Raw genomic sequence first — 22,343 nt, forward strand, 5'->3', positions numbered from 1 at the left:
CCCTAGTGTCGACGTGAGAAGGCTTGGGCGGCAAAAGCCACCCTGTCGCGGCGGGCAATGCATTGATGCGATCTCGCTAAGTCTGGTCGATCAGGGATGCGTGGGCGAGCGCCCCCAGCTGCTACCGCCAGAGAAGGCGCTCCTGGCAAAGGCGGTTGCCGACAGGAGCGCTCCGCTTAAATGGAAAGAGGCCAACGCAGCCGCCACCGTGATCAAAAGGCCGCCGATTCTGACGTTCATGAAGCATAACCATGCCACGTCAAATATTTATGCTCCGATCCGCGAGCCAAACACTTCGAATGCAGAAATTTTATAGGCGTCAATATCCATTGCATTTTCTACTTACACGAGCACAACAAGAATATTCTGGCCTTCGTCTCGGCTTTTGCTCTGAACGTGAGGGCGGGCCACCTGCAACGGTGCGTGCTAGGCGTGGGACTTCAGACAGAAGCGCCCCCATCGACGCGCAGATTGGCCCCTGTGATGAAGGAGCCTTCTGGCCCGGCCAGAAATGCCACCAACCCGGCTACTTCCTCTGGGCAACCATACCGCTGAAGTGCGATGGATCCACGGATCCGGCTCGCCAAGGGACCGTCGGCCGGGGTCATGTCGGTGTCGATGCGCCCCGGCTGGACATTGTTGACCGTGATGCCCGCAGGACCGAGATCCCTTGCCCAGCCTCTCGTCAGGCCGGCGATGGCTCCCTTCGTGGCCGCGTAGACGCTTCCGCCCTCGATCGGCATGTACTCGCTGCCGATGCTGCCGATATTGATGATGCGTCCGCCCGGCTTCATGAATCGCACAGCCTCTTGGCTGGCCACGAAGACGGCGCGGATGTTGATGTTCAGCATCATATCGAAATCGTCGACACTCCAGTCCTGGATGGTGCCGTTCCTGCCGATGCCGGCGTTGTTGATCAGGATGTCCAGCGACCCGAGCTTCTCCGCAGTAGTCCGAACCGCCCGGCGGACGGCATCAGGAGCGCGGGCATCTGCCTGGATCGTCACCGCCCGAACTCCGAAGGCCTCGATACTGCGTGCGACGGACTCTGCCTTTTCTTTCGAGGATGCATAAGTGATCGCGACGGACGCTCCTTCCTGCCCCAGGCGCTTGGCGATCGCTGCGCCAATGCCTCTGGATCCGCCTGTGACGAGAGCCACACGACCGCTAAGGCTTGACATCGAACTGCTCCCATTGGGTAGATCCATGTTAGTTACAGCCAATTATTTTGGCCCAGCTTTGAAATTCAGATGTTGGATTTCACCAGCAAGAATTCGCGAGGACTGCGGGTAATCTGTCAGTTTCTCCGATCTGCGGAGCCTTTTGGCGGCCCCGATTCCAAACTCGTGCTGCACGCTCGGAGAGCATCCGGTCGCCCCGGGCGTCGGCGCCGATCAGGCAGCCGTGGCCGAAGGCCGTCGGCTGTGCTTCGCCCGGACTTCGATCCGCATGGAACATTCCCGTCCAGTCCCTGGTCACGAGTGTACTCATCGGTTGATCCTCTCGGATTGCCGCGTGATGATGACAATTCAGTGGTTGCTTTGATAAAGGATCCGCCAAAGTTAGGGGGTTGCTATGGAGCAAATATTGGATCTGGCGCCCGCCGCACGCAACCAAGTGGGTCATCTGCTTTCCGCCAAAGAGCGTGTATTTCCCGCCGGTCTCTGAAGTCCGCGATCCACTCGAAGCAGCAACACTGCTGTTGTGGCAGCTCGCGCGGACGATCAGCGGCGCTCGTTGAGCAGCGTCGACGAATACGTCTCGGCGAACGGCCGAGTGCACTCCGTCCGCCCATCTAGCGAGACAGTGCAGGAAGGCAGAGCGCGGCCTCAGCACTAACTTAGGCGGCCCGGGACGAGCCCCGGTGCAGGGCGATCTCAGCCCGTGGCGGGACTGCGCTGTTTTGGCGTGCCACGCACCATGTTCCTGCGGGCTTGCCGCGCATGGGAAGTAGTCCCGGACCTTCGACCGCTCTGCGGGGCGTGCCGCCTATGGCGAGGAGCGTCGACAGGATCCGGGACGCCCGCGGCGGGCTCGTTCCGCGTTCAGGCCGCGGCAGTACGCCGGCCGCCGCGCTCTGCCAGCTCGTAGGAGCGGACGATCCCGAGGATCTCGGCCTGCGTGTCGTAGGTGGCGAACTCTGCGCCCAGCCGCTGTGCGGCCCTGCGATGCTCTGGCTCGTCGAGAACGGCCCGAACTGCGCCTCGGATCGCTTCGGGCTCCGGCGTGTTCGTCCTGAGGTCAATGCCGGCGCCCGACCACGCAATGCGCGCGTTCACGTCGGCCTTGTCCTCGGTCAGGCCGGCGGCCACGAGCGGCACGCCACGGCTTAGGGCCTGATTGACGCTGCCGTAGCCGCCGTTGGTGACCATCGCCTCGGCCCGGGGCAGCAGCCACTCGAAGGGCAGGTACGCCGCGAGGCGGGCGTTCCCCGGGATCGGCCCCTTCAGCGCCTCGACGGGCCGGCCGCCCATCGTGGCCACGACCAGAACGTCGTCCTCGTCGGCCAGAGCCGCGAGCGTCGGGCCGATCAGGAGATCGAGATCGTGGTTGGCGACCGTGCCCTGCGTGACGAGTACCACCTTGCGGGATCCATCGAGCTCATGTGCCCAAGGCGGAAGCGGAGCTTGGTCGGGCACGATCGGCAGGGCGCCGACGAACCGTACGGAGGGCGGGAATGCGCGGGGGAACTCAAAGCCTGGCACCGAGAGCTGCAGGTAGGTGTCGGCGAGGTGCACGACGGACTCGAAGAGCGGCATCGAGAGCGGACCGACTCCTATCCGGTCGAGCAGGCGGCGGAGATGTTGGGCGGTGGGCCGCTCTACATGGGCATCGTAGTCCTCCGCGATCTTCGCGCAGGCCGCCAATTCCTCCGGCGTCGTCGCCGGAGGAACCCCCATGAAGAGAGGTGCCCGGTCCTCGCGTGCAGTGTGCAGAATCGTCGTTCCGCACAGCAGTGTCGGCGGCCGAGCCGAGCGCGGGCCGAGCAGCAGCGGAAGAACGCCGAAGAAGCAGTCGTCGGCGATGACGATGTCGGCACATGTGGCCTGCAGCAGGTCGAGCAACCCGCGATGCTGGTCGGGGATCGTGTCGATGAAGATCCGTTCGATCACGATCCGAAGGTTGTCCAGACCCGGCTTCGCGGTCTTCAGTTCGGGAACGGCAGCGAGAATGCCGTACCCGTCAATGTCCGCAGTACCAGGCAGAGCGTGGAACCGTGCTCCGGCTTTCTCGGTGCGGTCGCGCAACCATGTTCCGGACAGCACATCCACGGTGTGGCCATCTGCGATGAGCATACGGCCGATGGCAAGCAGCGGGTTAATATGACCGTTAGCCGGCGTTGAGGCGATGAGGATCTTCATGCGCTCGTTCCTCGTGAGGTGAAGAGGTACGGTCGCCGTCGCCCATTCCGGCGGCCGGCCGACCTCGCGAGGGAGGCTGGAGCGTGCGCGTTACATCACGGCTGCGGAACCGCACGACAGCATTGCAATGGCAACAATCGGCCCGACACCCTGAAACAGAGGTGTAACTACGACGGTCGTGCTTTGAGTTCAGGCGGATACATAGCCGTATCAATTCCAGGTAGGGCTCGAAGAAGCGCGCCAGCGTAGCTCGCCCCTCTTCGTTGAGGACCAGAGGAAAGTGGGCGAAGTGGGGAAGGTCGACGTTCTCGTGGAACAGGAGAGTGGTTCCGATGCCGCCCTCAGTCAGGAATGGGCGGCCGGTGAGTTGAGGAAGTGACTCCCGGAATTGCGGCATGCGGCATCTCCATCTGTCATGCGTGTGCGTACTTGAACGATCGCCCGGTCTTCAGATCATCCTGACAGCATCGCGTCCTCGGGCTGCGGAAGGACGCGGGCGAGTGCCATCGCGATCTCCGACGCGAGCAGCGGCCACTGCACGAGTTCATGGATGCCGGCGCGTGCCAGCGCGGCAGCATCGTCGCCGGCCGCCGAGCCGGTCGCGAGGATGAGCGGGAGGTTGGGAACCTTGCGGTGCAGGGTGGACGCGAAGCACAGCTCCGAGGCCGGCAACGTCGGCTGGCCTATCAGAACGGCGGCGAAACGGTTGGGAGCCTCCTCCACGGCCGAGAACGCGAGGTCCATCTGCGAGATCCCGATCGGCTCGTAGCCGAGCGCCGCGAGGACCTCCTCGTCCCTGAGACGGCAGGCCGGATTCGGATTGAACACCAGGACGGTCTGACCCCACCCCCGCGGCAGACCGGGGGCGCCTCGAGGAACGGCTTGCGATCCGGTCTGCTTGGGGATCATCGCGCAGGGAAGCCAGACTGCAAAGCAGGTCCCGGCACCGGGCCGGCTGGCGACCGTGATTGTGCCGCCATGCTCGCGGACGATCTCGCGCGCCGTCGCGAGCCCGAGCCCGTTGCCCGCCGGCCGGGTGGTGAAGAACGGCTCGAAGATCCGGCTGCAGGTGGCCTCGTCCATGCCGCGGCCCCGGTCTTCGACGAGGATCCGGACGTAGCGGCCAGCCGGAAACGGATCGGGAAGCCCAGAGGTCGAAGCCCCGATTTGGCGGATCTCGGTCCTGATCACGAGTGGCCCTACTCCATCCATCGCCTGCGCGGCGTTGTTGCCGAGGTTCAGGATCACCTGCTGCAGCTGGGTGGCTTCGCCGGATAACACGGCATCGGGTCCGCCCTCCCGGAGCGTCAGCTCGACGCCGGGCGGCAGGGAGGCGCGCAGCAGGGAGATGCTCTCCGCCACGAGGGCCGACACGCGGATGGGGCGGCGGGCGGCGTCCCGGCGGCGGCCGAAGGTGAGGATCTGGTCGACGAGGTCGCGCGCGCGCTCGCCGGCGCGGCGGATCTCGCCGAGATGCGGCCTCGACCGGTCCGTCGGGTGAACCTGCTCCTCCGCCATCTCCGCATAGCCAAGGATCGCACCGACGATGTTGTTGAAGTTGTGGGCGATCCCGCTCGCGAACGTGCCGACCGTCTCCATGCGCCGCGCCTGCTGCAGCCGGCGCTCGAGACGTGCCCGGTCCTGCTCCAGGACCTCGCGCCCGACGGCGTTCACGAAGACGTCGAAGGCCATCCTGAGAAGGCCGCGCTCGTCGCTCGGCAGATCGAGCCGGCACCGGACGCCGTCGAAGCCGAGGAGGCCGATCTCGCCCTGGCTCGTCATCCTGGAGACGCAGGCCCAGTCCCGCAGCCCCAGCGTCGAGAGGGCGTCGATCCCGGCTCCCGCGGGCCCCTGTCCTGCTGAGGGAACCTGGACGAAATCTTCCCCTTGGGCTGCGGTGCGCGCCGCGAGCAGGCGGGTGCGCTCGGTCCAGCCAACCGGCAATTGTGCACCGTCCGCGCTCCAATGGAAAATCCGCCTGTTCTGCCCCAAGTGCAGGAAGTAGGCGCGCTCCGCCCCGAGGTTCTCGCCGAGTGCGGCCAGTGCCTGCTCGATCCGCACGCCCAGTTCGTGCGGCGGCGCATCGATGAAGCCGAGGGACAGGCCAGCGATCAGGTGTTCCAGCGTGGCACGCCTCTGGAGACTCAATGCTCGCGACCGGAGCCGCAATCCGAGGTGGACGAGCAGCACGACGAGCGAGACAGAGACCGCGTAGAGCACGACTCGATAGCGCCGTGCGGTCTCGCGAGACGCGCTCTGGTGGGTGAGCACCATGGTGCGAAGGTCGGCCTGCTGTCGGTCGACCGGGATCGCGGAGAGGGCACTCAGGGCTTCGTCCACGCTCGGCAGGAGCCGGTGCAACATGCGTCCATGGGCCAGAAGCGCCTGGATGCTGGGATCGTCGCGCGCGCCGATCTCCGCCGTCAGCCGGTCGAGCCGGTCCGCGACCTCGTTTGCAGCGGCCGGTGCGGTATCGAGCGTCAGGTGCAGCATCGCGGCGGCGAGCTCGCTCACGCGGGCAAGCACCCGGCTGTCGTCGCCGTTCTTGGTGATGGCGGTGCCGAACAGTCCGAAGTAAGCGAGCGAGTTCTGAAGGAGCGCGTTCTCCGTCTTGAAGCGCTCGATCAGCTCATCCTGCCGGCGGATGGAGGCGGCCAGCGCGTCGATCGCGGAGCCCGTCCTAGCGCCCGGCGAGGCGATGCAGTGCATCTGCCCGACGATCCCGTAGAGGTCCGCAATCTCCCGCACGAGGGGGTCGTAGTTGCGCAGCGTTCCCGCTCGGGCCATCAGAACGTCCTTCTGCAGTGCGCTCTCCGCGACCGCCATCCGGTCGAGGTTCTGCAGGGCCTGGTCGTACATCTCCGCGTCGGCATTGACCGCGCCGAAGGACAGCCACGTGAGCAGCAGCAGAAGCAGCGGGACGGCGAGGAGTGCCGGAGGCGCGATCCTCATGGCGTCGCCGGCCGCAGGGGCTTGCCCTGGTAGCGCCCTGTCAGGGTCCGCAGGAACGCGACGATCTGGTCGATCTGCCCGTCCGTCAGTGTCCGGTCGAGCTGAGACTTCGCCATCCGCCGGACTGCCTCGTGCAGCGTGGCAGCGCTGCCGTCGTGGAAGTAGGGCGAGGTCGTGGCGACGTTCCTGAGGCTCGGCACCCGCAGAACCTCGGGCCGATGCGTCGACAAGGGGTGGAAGACGCCGAGGCGCTGCTTGAGGTTGGCTCCGACGTTCACGCCTTGGTGGCAGGACACGCATCCCAGCGACTTGAAGGTCTCGTACCCGCTCAGTTCCTCCGCTGAAAGGGCGGCCGTGTCGCCGTGCAGCCAGCGGTCGAACGGGCTGTCGGGCGTCAGCAGCGATCGTTCGTAGGTGGCCAGAGCGTCGAGCAGGTCGGTCCGGTTCGGATCCCGGCCGAACGTGCTGCGGAACTGCCGCGTCAGATTTGCATCCTTCCGAATGCGGACCACAACCTCGTCGACGCGAGCTCCCATGACGTCGGGGCTTTCGAGCGAACTCTCCGCCTGCTCCTCGAGGGTTCGGAACCGCCCTTCCCAACCGAGCCGGTAGCTCAGCGCCGCATTGAAGACCGTGGGCGTGTTGAAAGGAGGATCCGAGCCGGTGGGCATCAAGCTTCGAACGCGGCCGTCCGCGCCGTTGGTGCGGGTGTCGTGGCACGACGCGCAGGAGCGCGCTCCGTCGCCTGACAGGCGCGGGTCCGCGAAGAGGCTCTCGCCGAGCGCGAGCACACGCGGATCGGCTGCCGGCGGGGCAGGGATCGGGCTGATCGGCTCCTGATCTGCAGGAGGTGTCGCTTCCGGGAGCGGAGGAGCAACCGCAGGCGCGGTTGCGGCAACCATCACCCCTGCGCAGAGCACCCATGGACGCGCAGGTCGGCAGGCGCGAACAAGCCAGTCGACGCTCGGTCTCACCCCAGCTCCTCCTGCCCTGGACGTTGCGGATCGCTCGTCCCCCGGGAGCCAGTTCCTCAGGCTCATTCCACCGCCACCGGCAGGGCGAAGACGTACCCGATGCCGCGCTCGGTCAGGATGATGCGGGGCTGGCTGGGATCGGCCTCAAGCTTGCGCCGCAGCCGGAGGATCTGGACGTCGATGCTGCGGTCGAAGACGTCCTCGTGCACGCGGGTCGCCTGGAGCAGGTGTTCACGTGTCAGGGGGCGCTGCGGGGCCGACACGAAGGCCAGCAGCAGCGCGTACTCGCCCTTCGTCAGCATCACCATCTCGCCGGCCGGGCCGGTCAGCCGGCGCGTCCGCGTCGCGAGCTGCCACCCGTCGAAGTGGTAGGTCGCGAATGTGCCGCCCTGCTGCTGGGCGGCCCGCCATGCCTCCTGCCGGCGCAGCACCGTCCGGATGCGCGCCAGGAGCTCGCGCGGGCTGAACGGCTTGACGAGATAGTCGTCCGCGCCGAGCTCGAGCCCGATCACCCGGTCGATTTCGTCCCGGCGATGGCCGGTAGTGATGATGACCGGAAGTTCGGAGCGGGCGCGGATCTCGCGCAGCAGAGCCAGACCGTCGTCGGTGCCGAGGCGCAGGTCGAGAATCAAGAGGTGCGGCTCGCCTGCGCGCAGCCGCGCCGCCATCTCCTGGCGGTTGGAGGCGGTCTGCACCTGGACGTCGTGCTCGCCGAGGTAGGTCGTGAGGAGATCGCGCATGGCAGGATCGTCGTCGACCACAAGCACGCGGATCGGAAGTTCCATCGTGGGGCCAACCTGCTCGAGAGGTAGCGCTGTCACATTCATCGGGGGGTGCCCAGATATTTCCAAGACGTACCGTCGCTTCCTCTGCCACCGAGACAGCCGTCTCGCTCAGGCTAGGATGACCGGATGAATTCGCGGTCGAGTCGGAAGAGGTTGCACCTCATCCGAGATGCGCCGAGCGATCGGTGGACGAGGCTGACGCACGGTTTCATGCAAGTGCGTTACAGGAATGTTGCAGGCCTCCGGCGGGGCAATCATCGCCTGCAACATGGCGGTAGCGAGAATGTGCCGTCAGCCTCGGATGAAGGCCAGGAGGTCGCGGTTGATGACGTCGGGATGGGTCGTGCACATGCCGTGCGGGTAGCCCTCGTAGGTCTTGAGCGTGGCGTTTGGCAGGAGCTTGGCCGAGAGCGGAGCGGAATCGGCGTAGGGCACGATCTGGTCGTCGGTGCCGTGCATCACCAGCACGGGCACGTCGATCGCCTTCAGGTCCTCGGTGAAATCGGTCTCCGAGAACGCCTTGATGCAGTCGTACTGCGCCTTGGCGCCGCCGATCATGCCCTGCCGCCACCAATTGCCGATGATCCCCTCCGAGACCGTCGCGCCCGCGCGGTTGAAGCCGTAGAACGGGCCGGAGGGCACGTCGCGGTAGAACTGCGCCCGGTTCGCCACCAGCGCAGCGCGGAAGCCGTCGAACACCTCGATCGGCAGGCCGCCCGGGTTCGTATCCGACTTCACCATCACCGGGGGCACGGCCCCGATCAGCACCGCCTTGGCGACGCGGCCCGGCTCCGCCCGGGCGACGTAGCGGGCGACCTCGCCGCCCCCAGTCGAGTGGCCGACATGGATGGCGTTTTGCAGGTCGAGCGCCGCGACGAGTTCGGCGACGTCGGCCGCGTAGGTGTCCATCTCGTTGCCCGTTGCCGTCTGAGAGGAGCGGCCGTGGCCGCGCCGGTCGTGGGCGATGACGCGGTAGCCTTCTCCGAGGAAGAACAACATCTGGTTGTCCCAGTCGTCGGCACTCAGCGGCCAGCCGTGATGGAAGACGATCGGCTGCGCATCCCTGGGCCCCCAATCCTCCGCTCTCGGACCCCAATCCGCGTTCTTCGGACCCCAATCCTTGTAGAAGATCTGCGTCCCGTCCTTGGTCGTCATGGTGCTCATTGGACAATCCTCCCGTAATTCGGAGTAGGGAGAGCCATTCCGCGATGGGTCTGCTTGATGATTGTCCAGACAGCAGACGATCACCACAGGGAGGATACTGGAGCTGCGGCCTATCGCCCGCAACAAGGCGGACCGTTCGATCTCCGCCAAAGTCCCTGACTTTCCCGCCAGAACTGGAAATCCGCGGGTGTCGCGGAGCTGGGGACTATGTGAGACAGATGCGAAGAGCCACGCTCCGCCCGCCTCAATCGCATAGCGCATGCCACACACTTGGTGGGCTTGCAGGTTGCGGCTGACGACGGTCTCGCCGAACCTCAACGCTGGGACCAGAAACCCGGTGACGTAGAGCTGCATCTAGCGGGGGCAGGGATGGACCTGCGGCGATGGCGGACGCCCGGAGCCAATCCCTGCAGGCCGCTCGCTGTACACGCGCCGGCCGATCTCAGACGTCGAGATAGATCCCGACCGCGGCATTATCCTCGTCCGTGCCCAGGTGGTAGCCGTAGCGTCTGGCGGCGGAGACCAGGGCAGCAATTTGATCCGGACCAGGAGGTATGAGCGTCGCCGATCTAGCCGCAGGCCGCCCGATCTCCTTGAAGAAGCGGCCCATCCGCATCGTCGTGACGAGCAGCGCCGTCACCTCCTGCCCGGATCCGTTGCGGAACGCGTGCGGCACGCCACCGGGAACGTCGATGACGCTGCGGGGCCCGAACGTCTGCCATGTGCTGCCGAGGAGGCCCTCCAGTCGGCCATCGATGACGTAGAGGGTCTCCCGATCGGGATGGCTGTGGACCGGGATAACCGCGCCGGCCGGGACCACCGACAGGATCACGCACTGTCCCTCCTCGGCGGAGACGGGCGTGGCGAACGAGATCCGTGGCCCCATGATGTCGATGAGGTCGTGGTGCTCGGGGATCAGGGTATCGATCATCGTCTGCGAAAACCTCTGTCGGATCGGCTTTGCAAAAACGGCCTCGCCCAGCCCAGGCTGTGAGGGACCTGCTTATGATCTCGGGAAGTCGCGTTACAAGACGATGTCTGTTGCCCGCAGAAATTGAAGCAAGCCTCGGAGCTGAAACACTGCTGTAGCGGGAGCGCGCGACAAGGACTGTGCCCAGATGGATGCCATCGGACGGTCGTAGCGACTTTGGCGACGCTCGATGGCCTCGTCGACGCGAACATTCAGAGGACCCGATGCACAAAATGGCCCCTGCCACCCAGTCCGTGCTCGAACGCATCGAGATCTACAAGCGGCGCGAGATCGCGGAAGCCAAGGCACGATTGCCTTCGGCGACCTTGGAGAAGCGTGCGGTGGAGCAACCCCCGCCGCGGGGCTTCGCCGACGCCATCGCGGCCCACATCGCGGCCGGGCGGCCGGCCCTGATCGCCGAGGTGAAGAAGGCTTCGCCCTCGAAGGGGCTGATCCGGGCCGATTTCGACCCGGCGGCTCTGGCCGCCGCCTACGAGGCCGGCGGCGCGACCTGCCTCTCGGTTCTCACCGACGAGCCGTCCTTCCAGGGCCGCCCGGACTACCTCGCGCAGGCCCGCGCGGCCTGCTCCCTGCCGGTCCTGCGCAAGGACTTCATGTTCGAGCCCTACCAGGTGCTGGAGGCCCGGGCCTGGGGCGCCGACTGCGTGCTGGCGATCATGGCCTGCCTCGACGACGACGAGGCGGCCGCGATCGTCGAGGCCGCACACGATCTCGGAATGGACGTGCTGGTCGAGGTGCACGACGCGGAGGAGCTGGAGCGGGCGATTCCCCTGGGCACGCGCCTGATCGGCATCAACAACCGCAACCTGAAGACCTTCGAGGTCTCCTTCGAGACCGCGATCCGCCTTGCGCCCGGAATCCCGAAGGATCACATCGCCGTCGCGGAGAGCGGCATCGCCGGCCACGAGGACGTGCTGCGCCTTCGCGAGAGCGGCCTGCACGCGGTGCTCGTCGGCGAGAGCCTGATGCGCGAAATCAACGTCGCCGTGGCTACACAGCGCCTTCTGTTCGGCGCGAGCTAGGCCATGCGGACGCAATCGGCGACAGCTCAGTCCGGCAGCACCTGCAGCACGATCTTGCCCTTGGGCGCTGCCTGCTCGCCTTCCAGCATCAGATGGGCTTCGCGCGCTCTCGCGAGCGGAAGCGCTGCTCCGACCCGTGTCCTGAGCTCGCCGTCATCGAGGAGCCCGGCAAGAAGCGACAGATGCTCGGTCGTCACCCGCACCAGGAAGAACTCCGCCCTGACGCCGTGCTGCTCGGCACGTGCCTGGTCGGGCTGGGAGACTGCGGACACCAGCCTGCCGCCGCGGCGCAGGACCTTGAACGAGCGGTTCTGCGTCTCGCCTCCGACCAAGTCGAGGACGGCATCGACATCGCGCACCTCGTCCTCGAACCGCTGCGCGCGGTAGTCCACCACCTGCTCGGCGCCGAGGCTCCGGACATAGGCGAGATCGTCCCCTCCGGCCGTCACGATCGTGTGAAGGCCGGCTCGGCGTGCGAGTTGTACGGCGTAGGCCCCGACGTTACCCGCCGCACCATGGATGAGCACGGTTTGGCCCGACTGGAGTTGGGCCTGCTCGAACAATCCCTGCCAGGCCGTGACGGCGATCACGGGCACGGAAGCGGCCTGGACATGCGTGAGCGAGCGCGGCTTTCCAGCCAGCATCGCGGCAGAGGCGACGGCGTACTCGGCATAGGCGCCAACGAACCTGGGGTTCGTCACGCCGAAGACCTCGTCGCCGGCAGCGAACCCGGTTACACCCGGGCCGACAGCCTCGACTGTGCCGGACAGGTCCGAGCCTGGGGTGAGGGGAAGGGGCTGCGGCAGGACGCTTCGCCCCGCTCTGACCCAGCCGTCCCAGGGTCCGACGCCGGCGGCGTGCACTCGGACGAGCACCTCGCCCTCGCCCGGATCGGGACGGGGCACGCTCTCGAAGGTCATCACCGTCGGCGGGCCGAACGCATGCACCCGCCACGCCATCATCGTTGCTTGACCCGAATCGCTGTCGGAAATCTCGGGTGCCATGCTCTGCTCCTTCTACCTTTTGTTGCCCTGGCGGCTGACCTGGACCTACGGCGTTGCCGCCGCTGCCGGATCGGGAACGGTCAGCGGCTTGTCGCCAGCGTCGACGATGAACACGGCCATCAGATTGGCGGCTTCGCTGTCGCTCGCATTCTCGCTGATCCGGTGATGGGCACCGGGCTCCTCGAAGAAGCTCTCGCCGGCGCGGTAGACCTTGGCAGGTTCGTCGCCGACGCGGCTGCGAACTGCACCCTTCAGGACATGCGCGTAGATGAAGGCGGAGCGGGCGTGCCGATGTGGCAGCGACTTGCCACCCGGTGGATAGGTGACGACCACCGCAATGAGGCTCTTGCCCGGTACGTTGGGCAGCGTGTGCTCGAAGGCCGGCTTCACCGTCTCACGCTCGTGCGCTTGCCCGGGCGACAAACCGAGTAGTGCCAATGCCACGACTGCCGCGGTCGCTGCAGTGTTGGCCAAGATGCGCCTCGTCTTCGAATTCATGATGCTCTCCCGCACATCTGTTGTGATCCAGTTTATCGAGAAGCTCCCCGAGCCGCCTGTCCCCGGCCATCGAAGTGCCGGACTCGCTTGGTTCCCAGGCGTTGCCGAACCAGGCGATGCCATAGCGGTTCATGAGACGCACGATCTCGCGCAATTCCTCCCGCTCAGGGGCCATTCCGCGCGTTCTGGCGTCGGCGCGTTCATGGGGGAGGGCTCCGGATCCTTAGTCGCGGATCGAGATCGACAAGCCCGGCCCTACGCCTCCGCGCGTCGCTGCCCAGGCTCAATGCTGCCAGGGTGACGTGAGAATGATGCTGCAGAAGTTCATGCGCTTGTAGTTCGGATCCTTGAGCGCCAGCACGTCGGCCTTAACGTTGCCGAACGTCGTCTGCGGCTTCCTGATCGTTCCTTCGGCGAAGTGGTCGATGACCGCCTCCTTGAAGTTGTGCTCGCGTGGATGGTGCGCGCAGACGTGTTCGCGTTGCTCGGGCGTGAACTCGTCGTAGGCGAGGCCAAGAACGTCCATCTCGACGCCGGCCGTCACCAGAGCGATCGTCGGGCGCATGTGTTCGGGGACGCCCGGCGTGGTGTGCAGGGCGATCGAGGTCCAGACATCCTCGATGTCGCGCTCAGGCACGCCGTAGCTCTTCAGGAAGTCGCGGGCGGCGTTGGCGCCGTCGACCTCGAAGCGCAGGTCCTTGCTCGCGTAGGCGTCGGTCAGTCCCATATCGTGGAACATCGCGCCCATGTAGAGCAGTTCGGGATCGTACTTCAGCTTCCGGCGGTCTCCGGTCAGCGCGCCCCAGAAGAAGACCCGGCGGCTGTGATTGTACAGCAGGTCGTCTTCGGTATCTCGGACGAGCTGCGTTGCGGCTCGGACCATCGCACTGTCGGGCACGCGAATGCCCGCGACGGTCTCGAGCAGGTGCAGGCTCCCGTTCATCCTCGTCGCTCCTGTGGTGGCAGGTTCAGTTGAATCGGTGGGTGGCGAGCGGATCGCTGGCAGGGAAGCTGTCGGCGAGCGCTTCATCGAGCCAAGTATCTGGATCGACAGTTAAGGCCGATGGAGTGGTGCAATCGCACGCCTCCGCACAATTCGAGAGTTTTTCCGGCATCTCTGGCTCCTCCTCTGCTATAGAACGTCGAACGTTCACGCTGGAAGACAGGGGACTGCTCTCGAGTGGATAGTGGGTCGGCGGTTCGTCGCACGCAACGCGGTAGACCCCGCGATCTCCGCCATCCGCCCCGACTTTTCCGCCAAGCGGTCGCAGCACTCGGGAAGGCGGTGCTAAACGTCCGCGATGTGGGAGGCGATCATGTCCGACCGAAGCGTCGCAATCGTGATCCATGACGGCGTCCAGGCGCTCGACGTCACAGGCCCAGGAGACGTCTTCGCCGAGACGAACGGCATCCTGGGCGGGAGAGCGTCCTACCGGACTGTGCTGGTGGCGCGCACGCGCGAGCCCGTCACCGCATCGAACGGCATGCGCCTGCTCCCCGACCTCGGCTTTGAGGAGGCGCAGCAGCCCTTCTCGATCGTGCTCGTCGCCGGCGGACCCGAGCTTCCGACGGCGCCGCCCGACGAGGAGCTCTCGGCCTGGTTGAGGATGGCCGCCGCACGGGCGGACCTCTACGGCTCGATCTGCACAGGCGCCTTCGCGCTTGGCCATGCTGGACTGCTCGATGGGCGAGCGGCGACCACCCACTGGCAGATCGCCCAGCACCTCGCCGCCCTCTTCCCGCAGGCGAAGATTGATCCCGACAGGATCTACCTGCGCGACGGCCGCCTCATCACCTCGGCCGGCGTCACGGCCGGGATCGACCTCGCTCTAGCCCTGGTGGCGGAAGATCATGGTGCGACAGTCGCGCTGGCTGTGGCCAAGCGGCTCCTGGTCATCGCCCAGCGACAAGGCGGCCAGTCGCAGTTCAGCCCCTTCCTTGCGGCGCCTGTCGACGCGGGTTCGCCGCTCGCCAGAGTCCAGCAGCATGTGCTGGAGCATCTCGGCGAGACGCTCTCAGTCCGGCAACTCGCCGCCGTCGCGCAGACCAGCGAGCGATCGCTGTGGCGGCTGTTCAAGGACGTCGGTCTGACGCCGCACGACTTCGTGGAGGGCGCGCGAGTGGACGCTGCGCGCAACCTGCTGGAGGGCAGCGAGACGCCCCTCAAGGTCGTCGCCTACGACTGCGGCTTCGGCAATCCCGAACGGATGCGGGCGGTCTTCTGCCGGCGGCTGGGTGTCTCGCCTGCGCAGTACCGCGACAGCTTCCGCATGCGATCGGACACGTTCGAAGCCGCAGAGTAGACAAGACCCGGTGCCGTTCGCCCGCCAGGGTGTGGATCAAGCGCGCGGCCGATTACGGCTGCAACGAAGATCCCGGCAAATCGAAACAGCGGTGTCATCGCGCCGGCCGAAGAGCACGCCCGACGATGCGAGGTGCAGCGTTCGGTCAGTGAAGGCACATCCATGCCGCTCCACATACTGTGCATTTCCTGGGGTAGCTCTGGCAACCTCAGCCCCATGCTCACGGCAGGGCGTCAGCTGCGCGTGGCCGGACATCACGTGCGGGTCATGGCCGATCCCGCGATGCAGAGCGAGATCGAGGCCGCCGGGTTTCCGTTCGTGACATGGCGGCGGGCGCCAACCGGGAGCGAGGCGGATCCCGCCGACTGCTCCGACGTGGCCGAGTGGAACCGCAGGACGATCTTCGCTCCGGCTGCTGCCTATGCGGCCGACACGTTCGAGGAGATCCGGCGCAGCCCGACCGATGCCGTGCTCGGCCTCGACATCCTCTTCGGCTGCGCGTTCGGCGCCGAAGCGGCCCGCGTGCCCTACGCGATGCTGTCGCCCCATGTCAGCATCCGGCCGGTCCCGGGCCTGCCGCCGGCCGCCAGCGGCCTCAAGCCACCGACTTCGCCCGAGGAGCAGATGGAGGCCGCGGCTGCGGCCGAGCGGATCGCCTCCCTGATGGACGGCTTCCTGCCCCTTCTCAATCGGGCACGAGCCGACCTGAAGCTGTGCCCCCTAGGCAGAACCTTCGACATCTACGACCGCGTGGACCGGGTCTTCCTGGCGATCAGCCCTGCCTTCGACTTCGAGGCGACCACCTTGCCTTGGAACTACCGCTATGTCGGGCCGCTCCTAGACGAGCCGGTCTGGTCTCAATCCGGCATCCCGCCCTGGCCGGAAACCGAGCGGCCACGAGTCCTGGTCGCCTGCAGCACCGGGGCCCAGAACCAGACCGAGCTGATCCAGCGGATCGTCCGCGCCATCGGAAGCGTCGATGTCGAAGCCGTTGTGACAGCCGGGCCCAACGTCGGCGTCGACGCCCTGCCGGGGCCAAGCAACGTGCGCGTCCTCCCTGCTGCACCGCATGATGCTCTCATGAATCAGGTGTCGCTCGTCGTGAGCCAGGGTGGGCACGGCACGGTCAGCCGGGCGCTCCTCCATGGCTTGCCGCTGCTGGTGATCCCGATGGGCCGCGACCAAGGCGACAACGCCGCACGCGTCGAAGCGCGCGGAGTTGGCCTCAGCCTGCCCCCGACTTCCTCGGAAGCCGAGATTGCCGATGCGGTGCGCCGGCTGTTGGCTGAACCGTCCTTCCGCAAAGCGGCCGGGCGACTCGGCAAGGTGATGCAGGCGGACGTCGATGCGGCCGGGCTGGTCCGGGAGATCGAGGCGATGGCGGTCGCGCCCTACGCCCCTGCGAGGGCTGATGCCCGCGCACGATCACGGACATGAGTACTCCCGGCCCAGTTCGCATGCGACCGATCCAGCCAGGCTCCGCGACGTTCTTGGCCCTGCTCGGGCTGCTGGCAGCGCTGCCGACGTTCGGCATCGACATGATCCTGCCGAGCCTAGCGGCCACGGCCGCCGATCTCGGAGCGCCGGGCTCCGAGGTCGGCTTGGCGATGAGCGTCTACCTGCTGAGCCTCGGAGGAGCCCCGCTCCTCCTCGGGCCGTTGTCCGACCGCTTCGGCCGCAGGCCGGCTGTCGTCTGGGGCTGCACGATCCTGATCGTCGCGAGCGCGGGCTGCATGATGGCGCAGTCGCTGCCGCAGCTCCTCGCCTTCCGAGTTCTGCAGGGGATCGGCGCCTCCGGGCCCGGCACGGCGGCCTTCACCCTCGTGCGGGACCGGTTCCAGGGCAAGGAGGCGCGCGCGAAGATGTCCTTCGTCGTGCTCGTCATCAACGTCGTACCGATGCTGGCTCCGAGCGTCGGCGCCGCACTGCTCGGGATCGGAGGCTGGCGCCTGATCTACGCCGCGCCCATCGCCGCAGCGCTGGTCCTGCTGCTCGTCATGCGGTTCTTCGACGAGCCCACGCCCCCCGATCCCCGGTCTTGTCCCGGACCCGCAGAAGTCGCCGGTGTGTACCGGCGTATCCTGCGGAACCCGCTCTTCCTCGGCAACGCCCTCTGCAATGCCGCGATGGGCGGTGCGGTCTTCGCCTACATCACGGGATCCTCGCTGTTCTTCATCGATGCCCTCGGCCTCAGTCCCGAGCGGTACGGCCTGATCTTCGGCGCGAGCTCCCTGTCCGTGATGGGCGGAGCCTACCTCAACAGTCATTTCGGCCGGCTCGGCGTCTCCGCCGGCCGGACCATAGTCTTGGGGCTTGCCGTCGCGACGTTCGTCGCAGCGATCCTGTTCATCTCGGCCCTGGCCAGGTCGTTCTCGCCTGTTCCAGTGGTTGCCGCCATGGTCGGAGTGGCGCTGTCCTTCGGCCTGATCTCGCCGAACGCGGTGCACGCAGCGCTGCAGCCCATGCCCGAGGTCGCTGGCTCAGCAAGTGCCGTGGCGATCCTCCTCCAGACGGCTTTGGCCGCGGTCTCGAGCGACCTCGTGGCCCGGCTCTTCGACGGACGGACGGCCTTGTCGATGGCCGGGGTGATGCTCGCGTTCAGCCTCGCCGCCGCCGGCATCTACTCTGGCCTGAGCCACTTGAGCGAACGAGGCGCTCTGACGGCACCGCCTCGGTCGACCGGCCAAAGTGCGGAAAGAGAGACCCGATGACTTTCGCCAAGCTACGAGCCGAACCGTCGTTCACGCTCCGCGACGGCGTACGCCTCGCGCATTTCGAGGCGGGGTCTCGGACACCCGAACTCGCGCCCCTGCTGCTGATCAACGGCTGGACGGGAGACCATGGGATCTTCACACCCCAGATCGTCCACTTCTTGCGCGAGAGGCGGGTCGTCGCCGTCAATCTTCGAGGCCACGGCGCCAGCGACGCGCCCGAGCAGGAGTACACGATGGCGGGCTTTGCCGACGATGTCGCTTGGCAATGCCGGACGGTCGGCCTGGAGAAGCCGGTCGTCATCGGACACAGCTTCGGGGGCGCCGTCGCCCTCGAACTCTGCGGCCGCAACCCGGATCTCGCTGCCGGCCTCGTGATGATCGACTCGATGGTGATGGTGCCTGCCGCCATGCGCGATCAGGCCAACATCCGGCAGCTCCTGCAGGACATCGGCGGTCCGGACTACTCCGCGATGTCTCAGGCCCACGCCTGGGAGATCGGCTGCGATTTCGACGACCCGCGGCGGCGCCGGAAGATCTTCGAGACCTACATCCTCGAGCCCTGCCTGACGACGCCACAGCACGTGGCCTATTCCGCGATCCGAAACTTCATCTTGGACTACGACCCCGCTCCGGCCGCGGCTGCCTGCAAGATCCCGATGGCCTACATCTCGGCCGACGTTCCCGCCATCGAGGCGGGACGCGACCTGGAGCGGCTGAAGCGTTTCTGTCCGCAAATGTTGACCGCCAAGACACTCCTGGCCGGTCACTTCAACACCATCGAGGTGGCCGATCAGGTCAACGCGATGATCGAGCGGTTCTTGGCAGTAGGATTGGGGCCAACGACCATGCGCCCGGAGCGCCTTTGAAGGTCGTGGGCGTGTTCTGTCAGCCAAGTGCAAGCCGTGCCCTTGACTAGGGCGCCACCGCGCCTGCACCGCCTCGCGCTTCCCGAGTTGCGGCCGCTTGGCGGGAAAGCCGGGGTAGATGGCGGAGATCTAACGGTCCGCCTCGTTGCGTGCGGCGAAGTGAAATTCCAATATCATCCCCATGGGGATTGCCTGATTTCTGGTGAGATCGCGACCATCTTCCAGTCTTCCGGAGAGTTAGTGACGCGGATCATCGTGATCAGGGGCAACACGAAATCTTTCTACAAGAACTTTGACGCCTAGGACGTACGGCCGTTCATCCGGTTGATGAGGGTCAATGCGGGAACCGCCCGTCCGCACTCCTCGCAGCTCGCAGCAGACCCGGAGATCCATGATGGCGCAGCCGCGCAACTTCGTTCTCGTCCACGGTGCTTGGTACGGCGCCTGGGTCTGGCAGGACGTCCTCGCCCGACTGCGGAGACTGGGTCATCTGGCGAGCGCACCGACCCTGACTGGCCTCGGCGAACGCCGGCATCTCGAGCGCGGCCGCGTCGATCTGGAGACCCACGTCGAGGACGTCGTCGCGCACATGGAGATGGAGGATCTACGCAACGTGACCCTCGTGGGCTGGAGCTACGCCGGCATGGTCGTCACCGGCGTCCTGGCCCGCATCCCCCATCGGATCCGCGACATCGTCTACCTGGATGCCTTCGTGCCGGAAGACGGGCAGGCGCTCGTCGACTACGCAGTGCCGGAGATACGCCCGAGCTATGAAGCCGCGCGCGTGAATGACCTGCCGATCCCGCCGATGCCCATGGCGGCTTCCGGCATCACGGACCCGCAGACCATCGCCTTCGTCGAGCCGCGTCTGGTGTCCCAGCCCTGGCAGACCTTCTTCCAGCCGGTCAAGGCGCTGAAGACACGCCCCGACATCCCGCTCGCCTACGTGGTCTGCGCGCAGACCCATCCGGTGCTCTTCATGGGGCGTCTACCGGAGATGCAGGCGAACCCCGCCATCCGTACGGCGATCCTGAATACGCACCATCAACCCATGTTGTCGATGCCGGACGAGACCGTGTCGGTGATCATCGGGGACTGACGCGAGCAGCACCAGATCAATGTCGGCGGTCATATCGATATCACCAGCGGATTCCCGCCAGCTTGCGGAACATTCCTGCCAACCCAGCCCCTCGCAGGTTCCGGTGCCGTTGAAGGGGAGTAGATTGTGGATGCGGCTGGCTACGGCCGAAGACGGGTTCCGGTCGCCCAAGTCGGATGTCGTCTGGCCGTCCTCATGGCCGCAGCATGGAGAGGTGAAATTGCGGATGCAGTGACAGGAGTTCGACAATGACCAGAGAGATTTCCGGCATCAAGATTCCCGACAGCAAGATCGCGCGCGAGGCCGCCGAACTGGTGCGGCGGCATGAATCCGAGCTGTTGTTCAACCACTCCGTGCGGGTCTACGTCTTCGGCGCGATGAAGGGCGTTCGCGAGGGTCTGAAGTTCGATTCCGAACTGCTCTACGTCGCGTCCTTGTTTCACGACATTGGCCTCGTCGACGCATTCTACACCGACACGAAGCGCTTCGAAGTCGATGGCGCCGATGCCGCGCGCGAGTTTCTCAGGAGCCACGGGCTTCCCGAGCCGAAGGCGGATCTGGTCTGGGAAGCGATCGCCCTCCATACGACGCCTGGAGTGCCCGAATACATGCGGCCGGAGATCGCCCTCACGAAGGCGGGCGTCGTGATGGATGTGCTCGGCATCGGATATGACGCCTACACTCCGGAACAGCGCGATCAGACCATCGCCGCATTTCCTCGGGGCAACTTCAAGAACGATTTCGTTCAAGACCAGCTTCGGTCGGCCTTGAAGAAGCCGCAGACAACATTTGGGACGGTCAACTTCGAGTACATCGAGCACTTCGGCCACTCGATTTGCAGGCCGAACGTGTGTACGCGCATTCAAAAATCTCCGTGGGCAACTTAGCCACAAGAATGGCAGTTACCGGCCGGATTCAAGTGAAACGCAGCTCCGAAGTCGGTCGCGATTGAGGTCCGGCATGATTGACTAGGACTGTACGTCGGTCGTGTGCTGCGCAGTATTGCGCCGAGCCGACCAGCTGGTCCGAATCTTGACGACATTCACTGCTGGCGTGAAATCTTAATGAAATATGATGGCGCGACCGTTCGGTGCCGCGCGGCTCTATAACCCCTCGCGAGAAGCGCGGCAGGCGAACCGGAGGAAGAATTTTCCTCCGGTTCGTCAGCTAGAGCTGTTCCCGATCAGGTGGCGACGGCCAAGTCGTCCTCGTATCCGGCTGCAGCGAGGTAGTTGCGGCACTCCTGCGGGGTGAAATGCATGAATGCCTGCCGGATCGCTGCCCAGAGGTCCGGGATGGTACGGGCTGCCGCGCTGCGCAACAGCGCCTTGAGCTTGGCGAAAGCTCGCTCGATCGGGTTGAGATCAGGGCTGTAGGACGGCAGGTACATGAGCCTAGCTCCCGCGGCCTCGATGGCCTCACGCACGCCGGCGACTTTGTGGGCGGGCAGGTTGTCCATCACGACGATGTCGCCCGGCTGCAGCGCCGGGACCAGGGTCTCGGTGACGTAGCTACGGAAGCGCCTGCCGTTGGTGGGGCCGTCAAGAAGCGCGGTGGCGCACAGCCCGCGGGTGCGCAGGGCGGCCGGCCGTGACGGTGGTGGTTTTGTAGTGGCCATGCGGGGCTGCAAGCCGGCAGCGCTCGCCGCGTGGCGCCCACCCATAGCGGCGCGCCATGTTGGTGGCCGCAGCTGTCTCGTCCAGAAACACCAGCCGGTCCGGGTCGAGCTCGGGCTGGGCCTCAAACCACGCCTCGCGGGCCGCTCTTACGTCCGCACGCTCCTGCTCGGCTGCGTGCGTCGCCCCTTTTTCCAGCTGATCCCGTGGCGGGCAAAGAAGCGCGACAGCCCGCTCGTGCTGGTCTGCACGCCCTGCTCAGCGAGCCGGTCGCGCAACTCACGCAGGAAGAGACGCGGCTCCTGCTGGGAGGTGGCCAGAATCAGGTTGGCGTGCGCCTCGATGGCTTGCGAGGTGTGATCGCCGCCCATCGGCTTGGGCGCGACGTGCCCGTCTCGGGCGGACTGCCCGCACCAGCGGCTGGCACTCGACACGCTGACCCCGAAGCGGGCTGCGGCGCGACGGCAAGAGGCACCTGCTGCCACGGCAGCTACGACACGCTCGCGCCGGTCCACAGATAGAGGTGAAGGCATGGGCATGCTCCTTCACCCGTCAACGCCGCGCCCGCAAAACCGTCTCAAGCGGCGCGGGACCTGCTCTAAGCCGCGGAGGCCGTGATGCGGCTGCTTCGCTTCCCGACATTCCCAAGCTTCAGTCTCTGTGAGAACTTCCCATGTTCTGGGCAACTCGACTGATCGTCAACGACGAATGGCTCGAGTATCTGAGCGCGTTCGAAGCTCATTGGCAGCTCTTGCGCTACCCTCGCGACATGCTCCTGATGGCCGCGAACGAGACGTGCACCGTGATGCGGCTGTTCGTCGGAGTGCCGCGTCCGGAAGATCTGCTAGCCTACTCGGGTTTCGAGCAGACCGAACGCATAGCCCTGCCGAGAGCGCCCATTCTGCTTGCTGGGCGACACGAGGTCTATCAGGCGATGTTTCAGACAGGCGGTTGACGACTCTTTGCGTCGTCGCTCGGGTCTGTCCGCGGACT

20 protein-coding genes and 1 pseudogene are annotated in these 22,343 nt (G+C 66.0%); 9 read left to right on the top strand and 12 right to left on the bottom strand.

The annotated features are described in order from the left end of the window. Window positions 1-316, top strand: a 316-nt coding sequence (locus MOX02_RS31890; RefSeq protein ID WP_210250406.1) for a hypothetical protein, incomplete at its 5' end; no start/stop codon positions are given. A 124-nt stretch (window positions 317-440) separates the two neighbouring features. Here the strand turns inward: MOX02_RS31890 and MOX02_RS25635 are convergent. From MOX02_RS25635 to MOX02_RS25670, 7 genes are all read right to left on the bottom strand, one after another. Continuing rightward, window positions 441-1,181 (bottom strand): SDR family NAD(P)-dependent oxidoreductase, encoded by a 741-nt coding sequence (locus MOX02_RS25635; protein WP_147028655.1) that lies wholly within the window; start codon window positions 1,179-1,181, stop codon window positions 441-443. Window positions 1,182-2,045: 864 nt separating this feature from the next. After that, window positions 2,046-3,362 (bottom strand): nucleotide disphospho-sugar-binding domain-containing protein, encoded by a 1,317-nt coding sequence (locus MOX02_RS25640; protein WP_147028656.1) that lies wholly within the window; start codon window positions 3,360-3,362, stop codon window positions 2,046-2,048. A gap of 453 nt (window positions 3,363-3,815) precedes the next feature. Then, window positions 3,816-6,314: a two-component system VirA-like sensor kinase gene (locus tag MOX02_RS25650; protein ID WP_147028657.1), complete on the bottom strand. Its 2,499-nt coding sequence runs from the start codon at window positions 6,312-6,314 to the stop codon at window positions 3,816-3,818. Next, window positions 6,311-7,105, bottom strand: a complete 795-nt coding sequence (locus MOX02_RS25655; RefSeq protein WP_238179866.1) for a cytochrome-c peroxidase — start codon at window positions 7,103-7,105, stop codon at window positions 6,311-6,313. The genes MOX02_RS25650 and MOX02_RS25655 overlap by 4 nt, the downstream gene beginning before the upstream one ends. 245 nt (window positions 7,106-7,350) lie before the next feature. Next, a complete protein-coding gene (locus tag MOX02_RS25660; RefSeq protein ID WP_147028659.1) occupies window positions 7,351-8,073 on the bottom strand; it encodes a response regulator in 723 nt (240 codons plus the stop codon). A gap of 291 nt (window positions 8,074-8,364) precedes the next feature. Then, entirely contained in the window at window positions 8,365-9,237 is an 873-nt protein-coding gene (locus MOX02_RS25665; RefSeq protein ID WP_147028660.1) for an alpha/beta fold hydrolase, read from the bottom strand. A 442-nt stretch (window positions 9,238-9,679) separates the two neighbouring features. Then, window positions 9,680-10,168, bottom strand: a complete 489-nt coding sequence (locus MOX02_RS25670) for a cupin domain-containing protein (RefSeq protein ID WP_147028661.1) — start codon at window positions 10,166-10,168, stop codon at window positions 9,680-9,682. A 263-nt stretch (window positions 10,169-10,431) separates the two neighbouring features. On the opposite strand from MOX02_RS25670, the gene trpC reads away from it, so the two are divergent. Next, window positions 10,432-11,250 carry an indole-3-glycerol phosphate synthase TrpC gene (gene trpC, locus MOX02_RS25675; RefSeq protein WP_147028662.1) on the top strand — a complete coding sequence of 273 codons (819 nt, stop codon included), beginning with the start codon at window positions 10,432-10,434 and terminating at the stop codon, window positions 11,248-11,250. Between the two features lie 26 nt (window positions 11,251-11,276). On the opposite strand, the gene MOX02_RS25680 is transcribed toward trpC, so the two are convergent. The 4 genes from MOX02_RS25680 to MOX02_RS31555 all read right to left on the bottom strand — a co-directional run bounded on the left by MOX02_RS25680 (window position 11,277) and on the right by MOX02_RS31555 (window position 13,867). After that, window positions 11,277-12,212 carry an NADP-dependent oxidoreductase gene (locus MOX02_RS25680; protein WP_147028670.1) on the bottom strand — a complete coding sequence of 312 codons (936 nt, stop codon included), beginning with the start codon at window positions 12,210-12,212 and terminating at the stop codon, window positions 11,277-11,279. An 87-nt stretch (window positions 12,213-12,299) separates the two neighbouring features. Further along, window positions 12,300-12,752: a cupin domain-containing protein gene (locus MOX02_RS25685; protein WP_147028663.1), complete on the bottom strand. Its 453-nt coding sequence runs from the start codon at window positions 12,750-12,752 to the stop codon at window positions 12,300-12,302. A gap of 283 nt (window positions 12,753-13,035) precedes the next feature. Next, complete coding sequence (locus MOX02_RS25690; protein WP_109896864.1) at window positions 13,036-13,677, bottom strand: HD domain-containing protein; 642 nt, start codon at window positions 13,675-13,677, stop codon at window positions 13,036-13,038. Between the two features lie 43 nt (window positions 13,678-13,720). After that, window positions 13,721-13,867, bottom strand: coding sequence for a hypothetical protein (locus tag MOX02_RS31555; protein WP_162560885.1), 147 nt, complete (start codon window positions 13,865-13,867; stop codon window positions 13,721-13,723). A gap of 201 nt (window positions 13,868-14,068) precedes the next feature. On the opposite strand from MOX02_RS31555, the gene MOX02_RS25695 reads away from it, so the two are divergent. The 6 genes from MOX02_RS25695 to MOX02_RS25720 all read left to right on the top strand — a co-directional run bounded on the left by MOX02_RS25695 (window position 14,069) and on the right by MOX02_RS25720 (window position 20,621). Beyond that, a complete protein-coding gene (locus tag MOX02_RS25695; protein WP_147028664.1) occupies window positions 14,069-15,055 on the top strand; it encodes a GlxA family transcriptional regulator in 987 nt (328 codons plus the stop codon). A gap of 267 nt (window positions 15,056-15,322) precedes the next feature. After that, entirely contained in the window at window positions 15,323-16,492 is a 1,170-nt protein-coding gene (locus MOX02_RS25700) for a glycosyltransferase (protein WP_238179867.1), read from the top strand. After that, window positions 16,489-17,766: a multidrug effflux MFS transporter gene (locus tag MOX02_RS25705; RefSeq protein WP_147028665.1), complete on the top strand. Its 1,278-nt coding sequence runs from the start codon at window positions 16,489-16,491 to the stop codon at window positions 17,764-17,766. The genes MOX02_RS25700 and MOX02_RS25705 overlap by 4 nt, the downstream gene beginning before the upstream one ends. Beyond that, on the top strand, window positions 17,763-18,635 hold the full coding sequence (locus MOX02_RS25710; RefSeq protein WP_147028666.1) for an alpha/beta fold hydrolase: 873 nt from the start codon (window positions 17,763-17,765) through the stop codon (window positions 18,633-18,635). The genes MOX02_RS25705 and MOX02_RS25710 overlap by 4 nt, the downstream gene beginning before the upstream one ends. Window positions 18,636-19,029: 394 nt before the next feature. Continuing rightward, window positions 19,030-19,734, top strand: coding sequence for an alpha/beta hydrolase (locus MOX02_RS25715; protein ID WP_170267990.1), 705 nt, complete (start codon window positions 19,030-19,032; stop codon window positions 19,732-19,734). A 248-nt stretch (window positions 19,735-19,982) separates the two neighbouring features. After that, complete coding sequence (locus MOX02_RS25720) at window positions 19,983-20,621, top strand: HD domain-containing protein (protein WP_147028668.1); 639 nt, start codon at window positions 19,983-19,985, stop codon at window positions 20,619-20,621. A 296-nt stretch (window positions 20,622-20,917) separates the two neighbouring features. Here MOX02_RS25720 and MOX02_RS25725 read toward each other — a convergent pair. Further along, a pseudogene (locus tag MOX02_RS25725) lies at window positions 20,918-21,883 on the bottom strand (IS630 family transposase). 140 nt (window positions 21,884-22,023) lie between these two features. On the opposite strand from MOX02_RS25725, the gene MOX02_RS25730 reads away from it, so the two are divergent. Further along, entirely contained in the window at window positions 22,024-22,305 is a 282-nt protein-coding gene (locus MOX02_RS25730) for a hypothetical protein (protein WP_147028669.1), read from the top strand. The last annotated feature ends 38 nt before the right edge of the window (window positions 22,306-22,343 follow it).

The sequence above is a fragment of the Methylobacterium oxalidis genome, from assembly GCF_007992195.1.
Lineage (GTDB): Bacteria > Pseudomonadota > Alphaproteobacteria > Rhizobiales > Beijerinckiaceae > Methylobacterium > Methylobacterium oxalidis.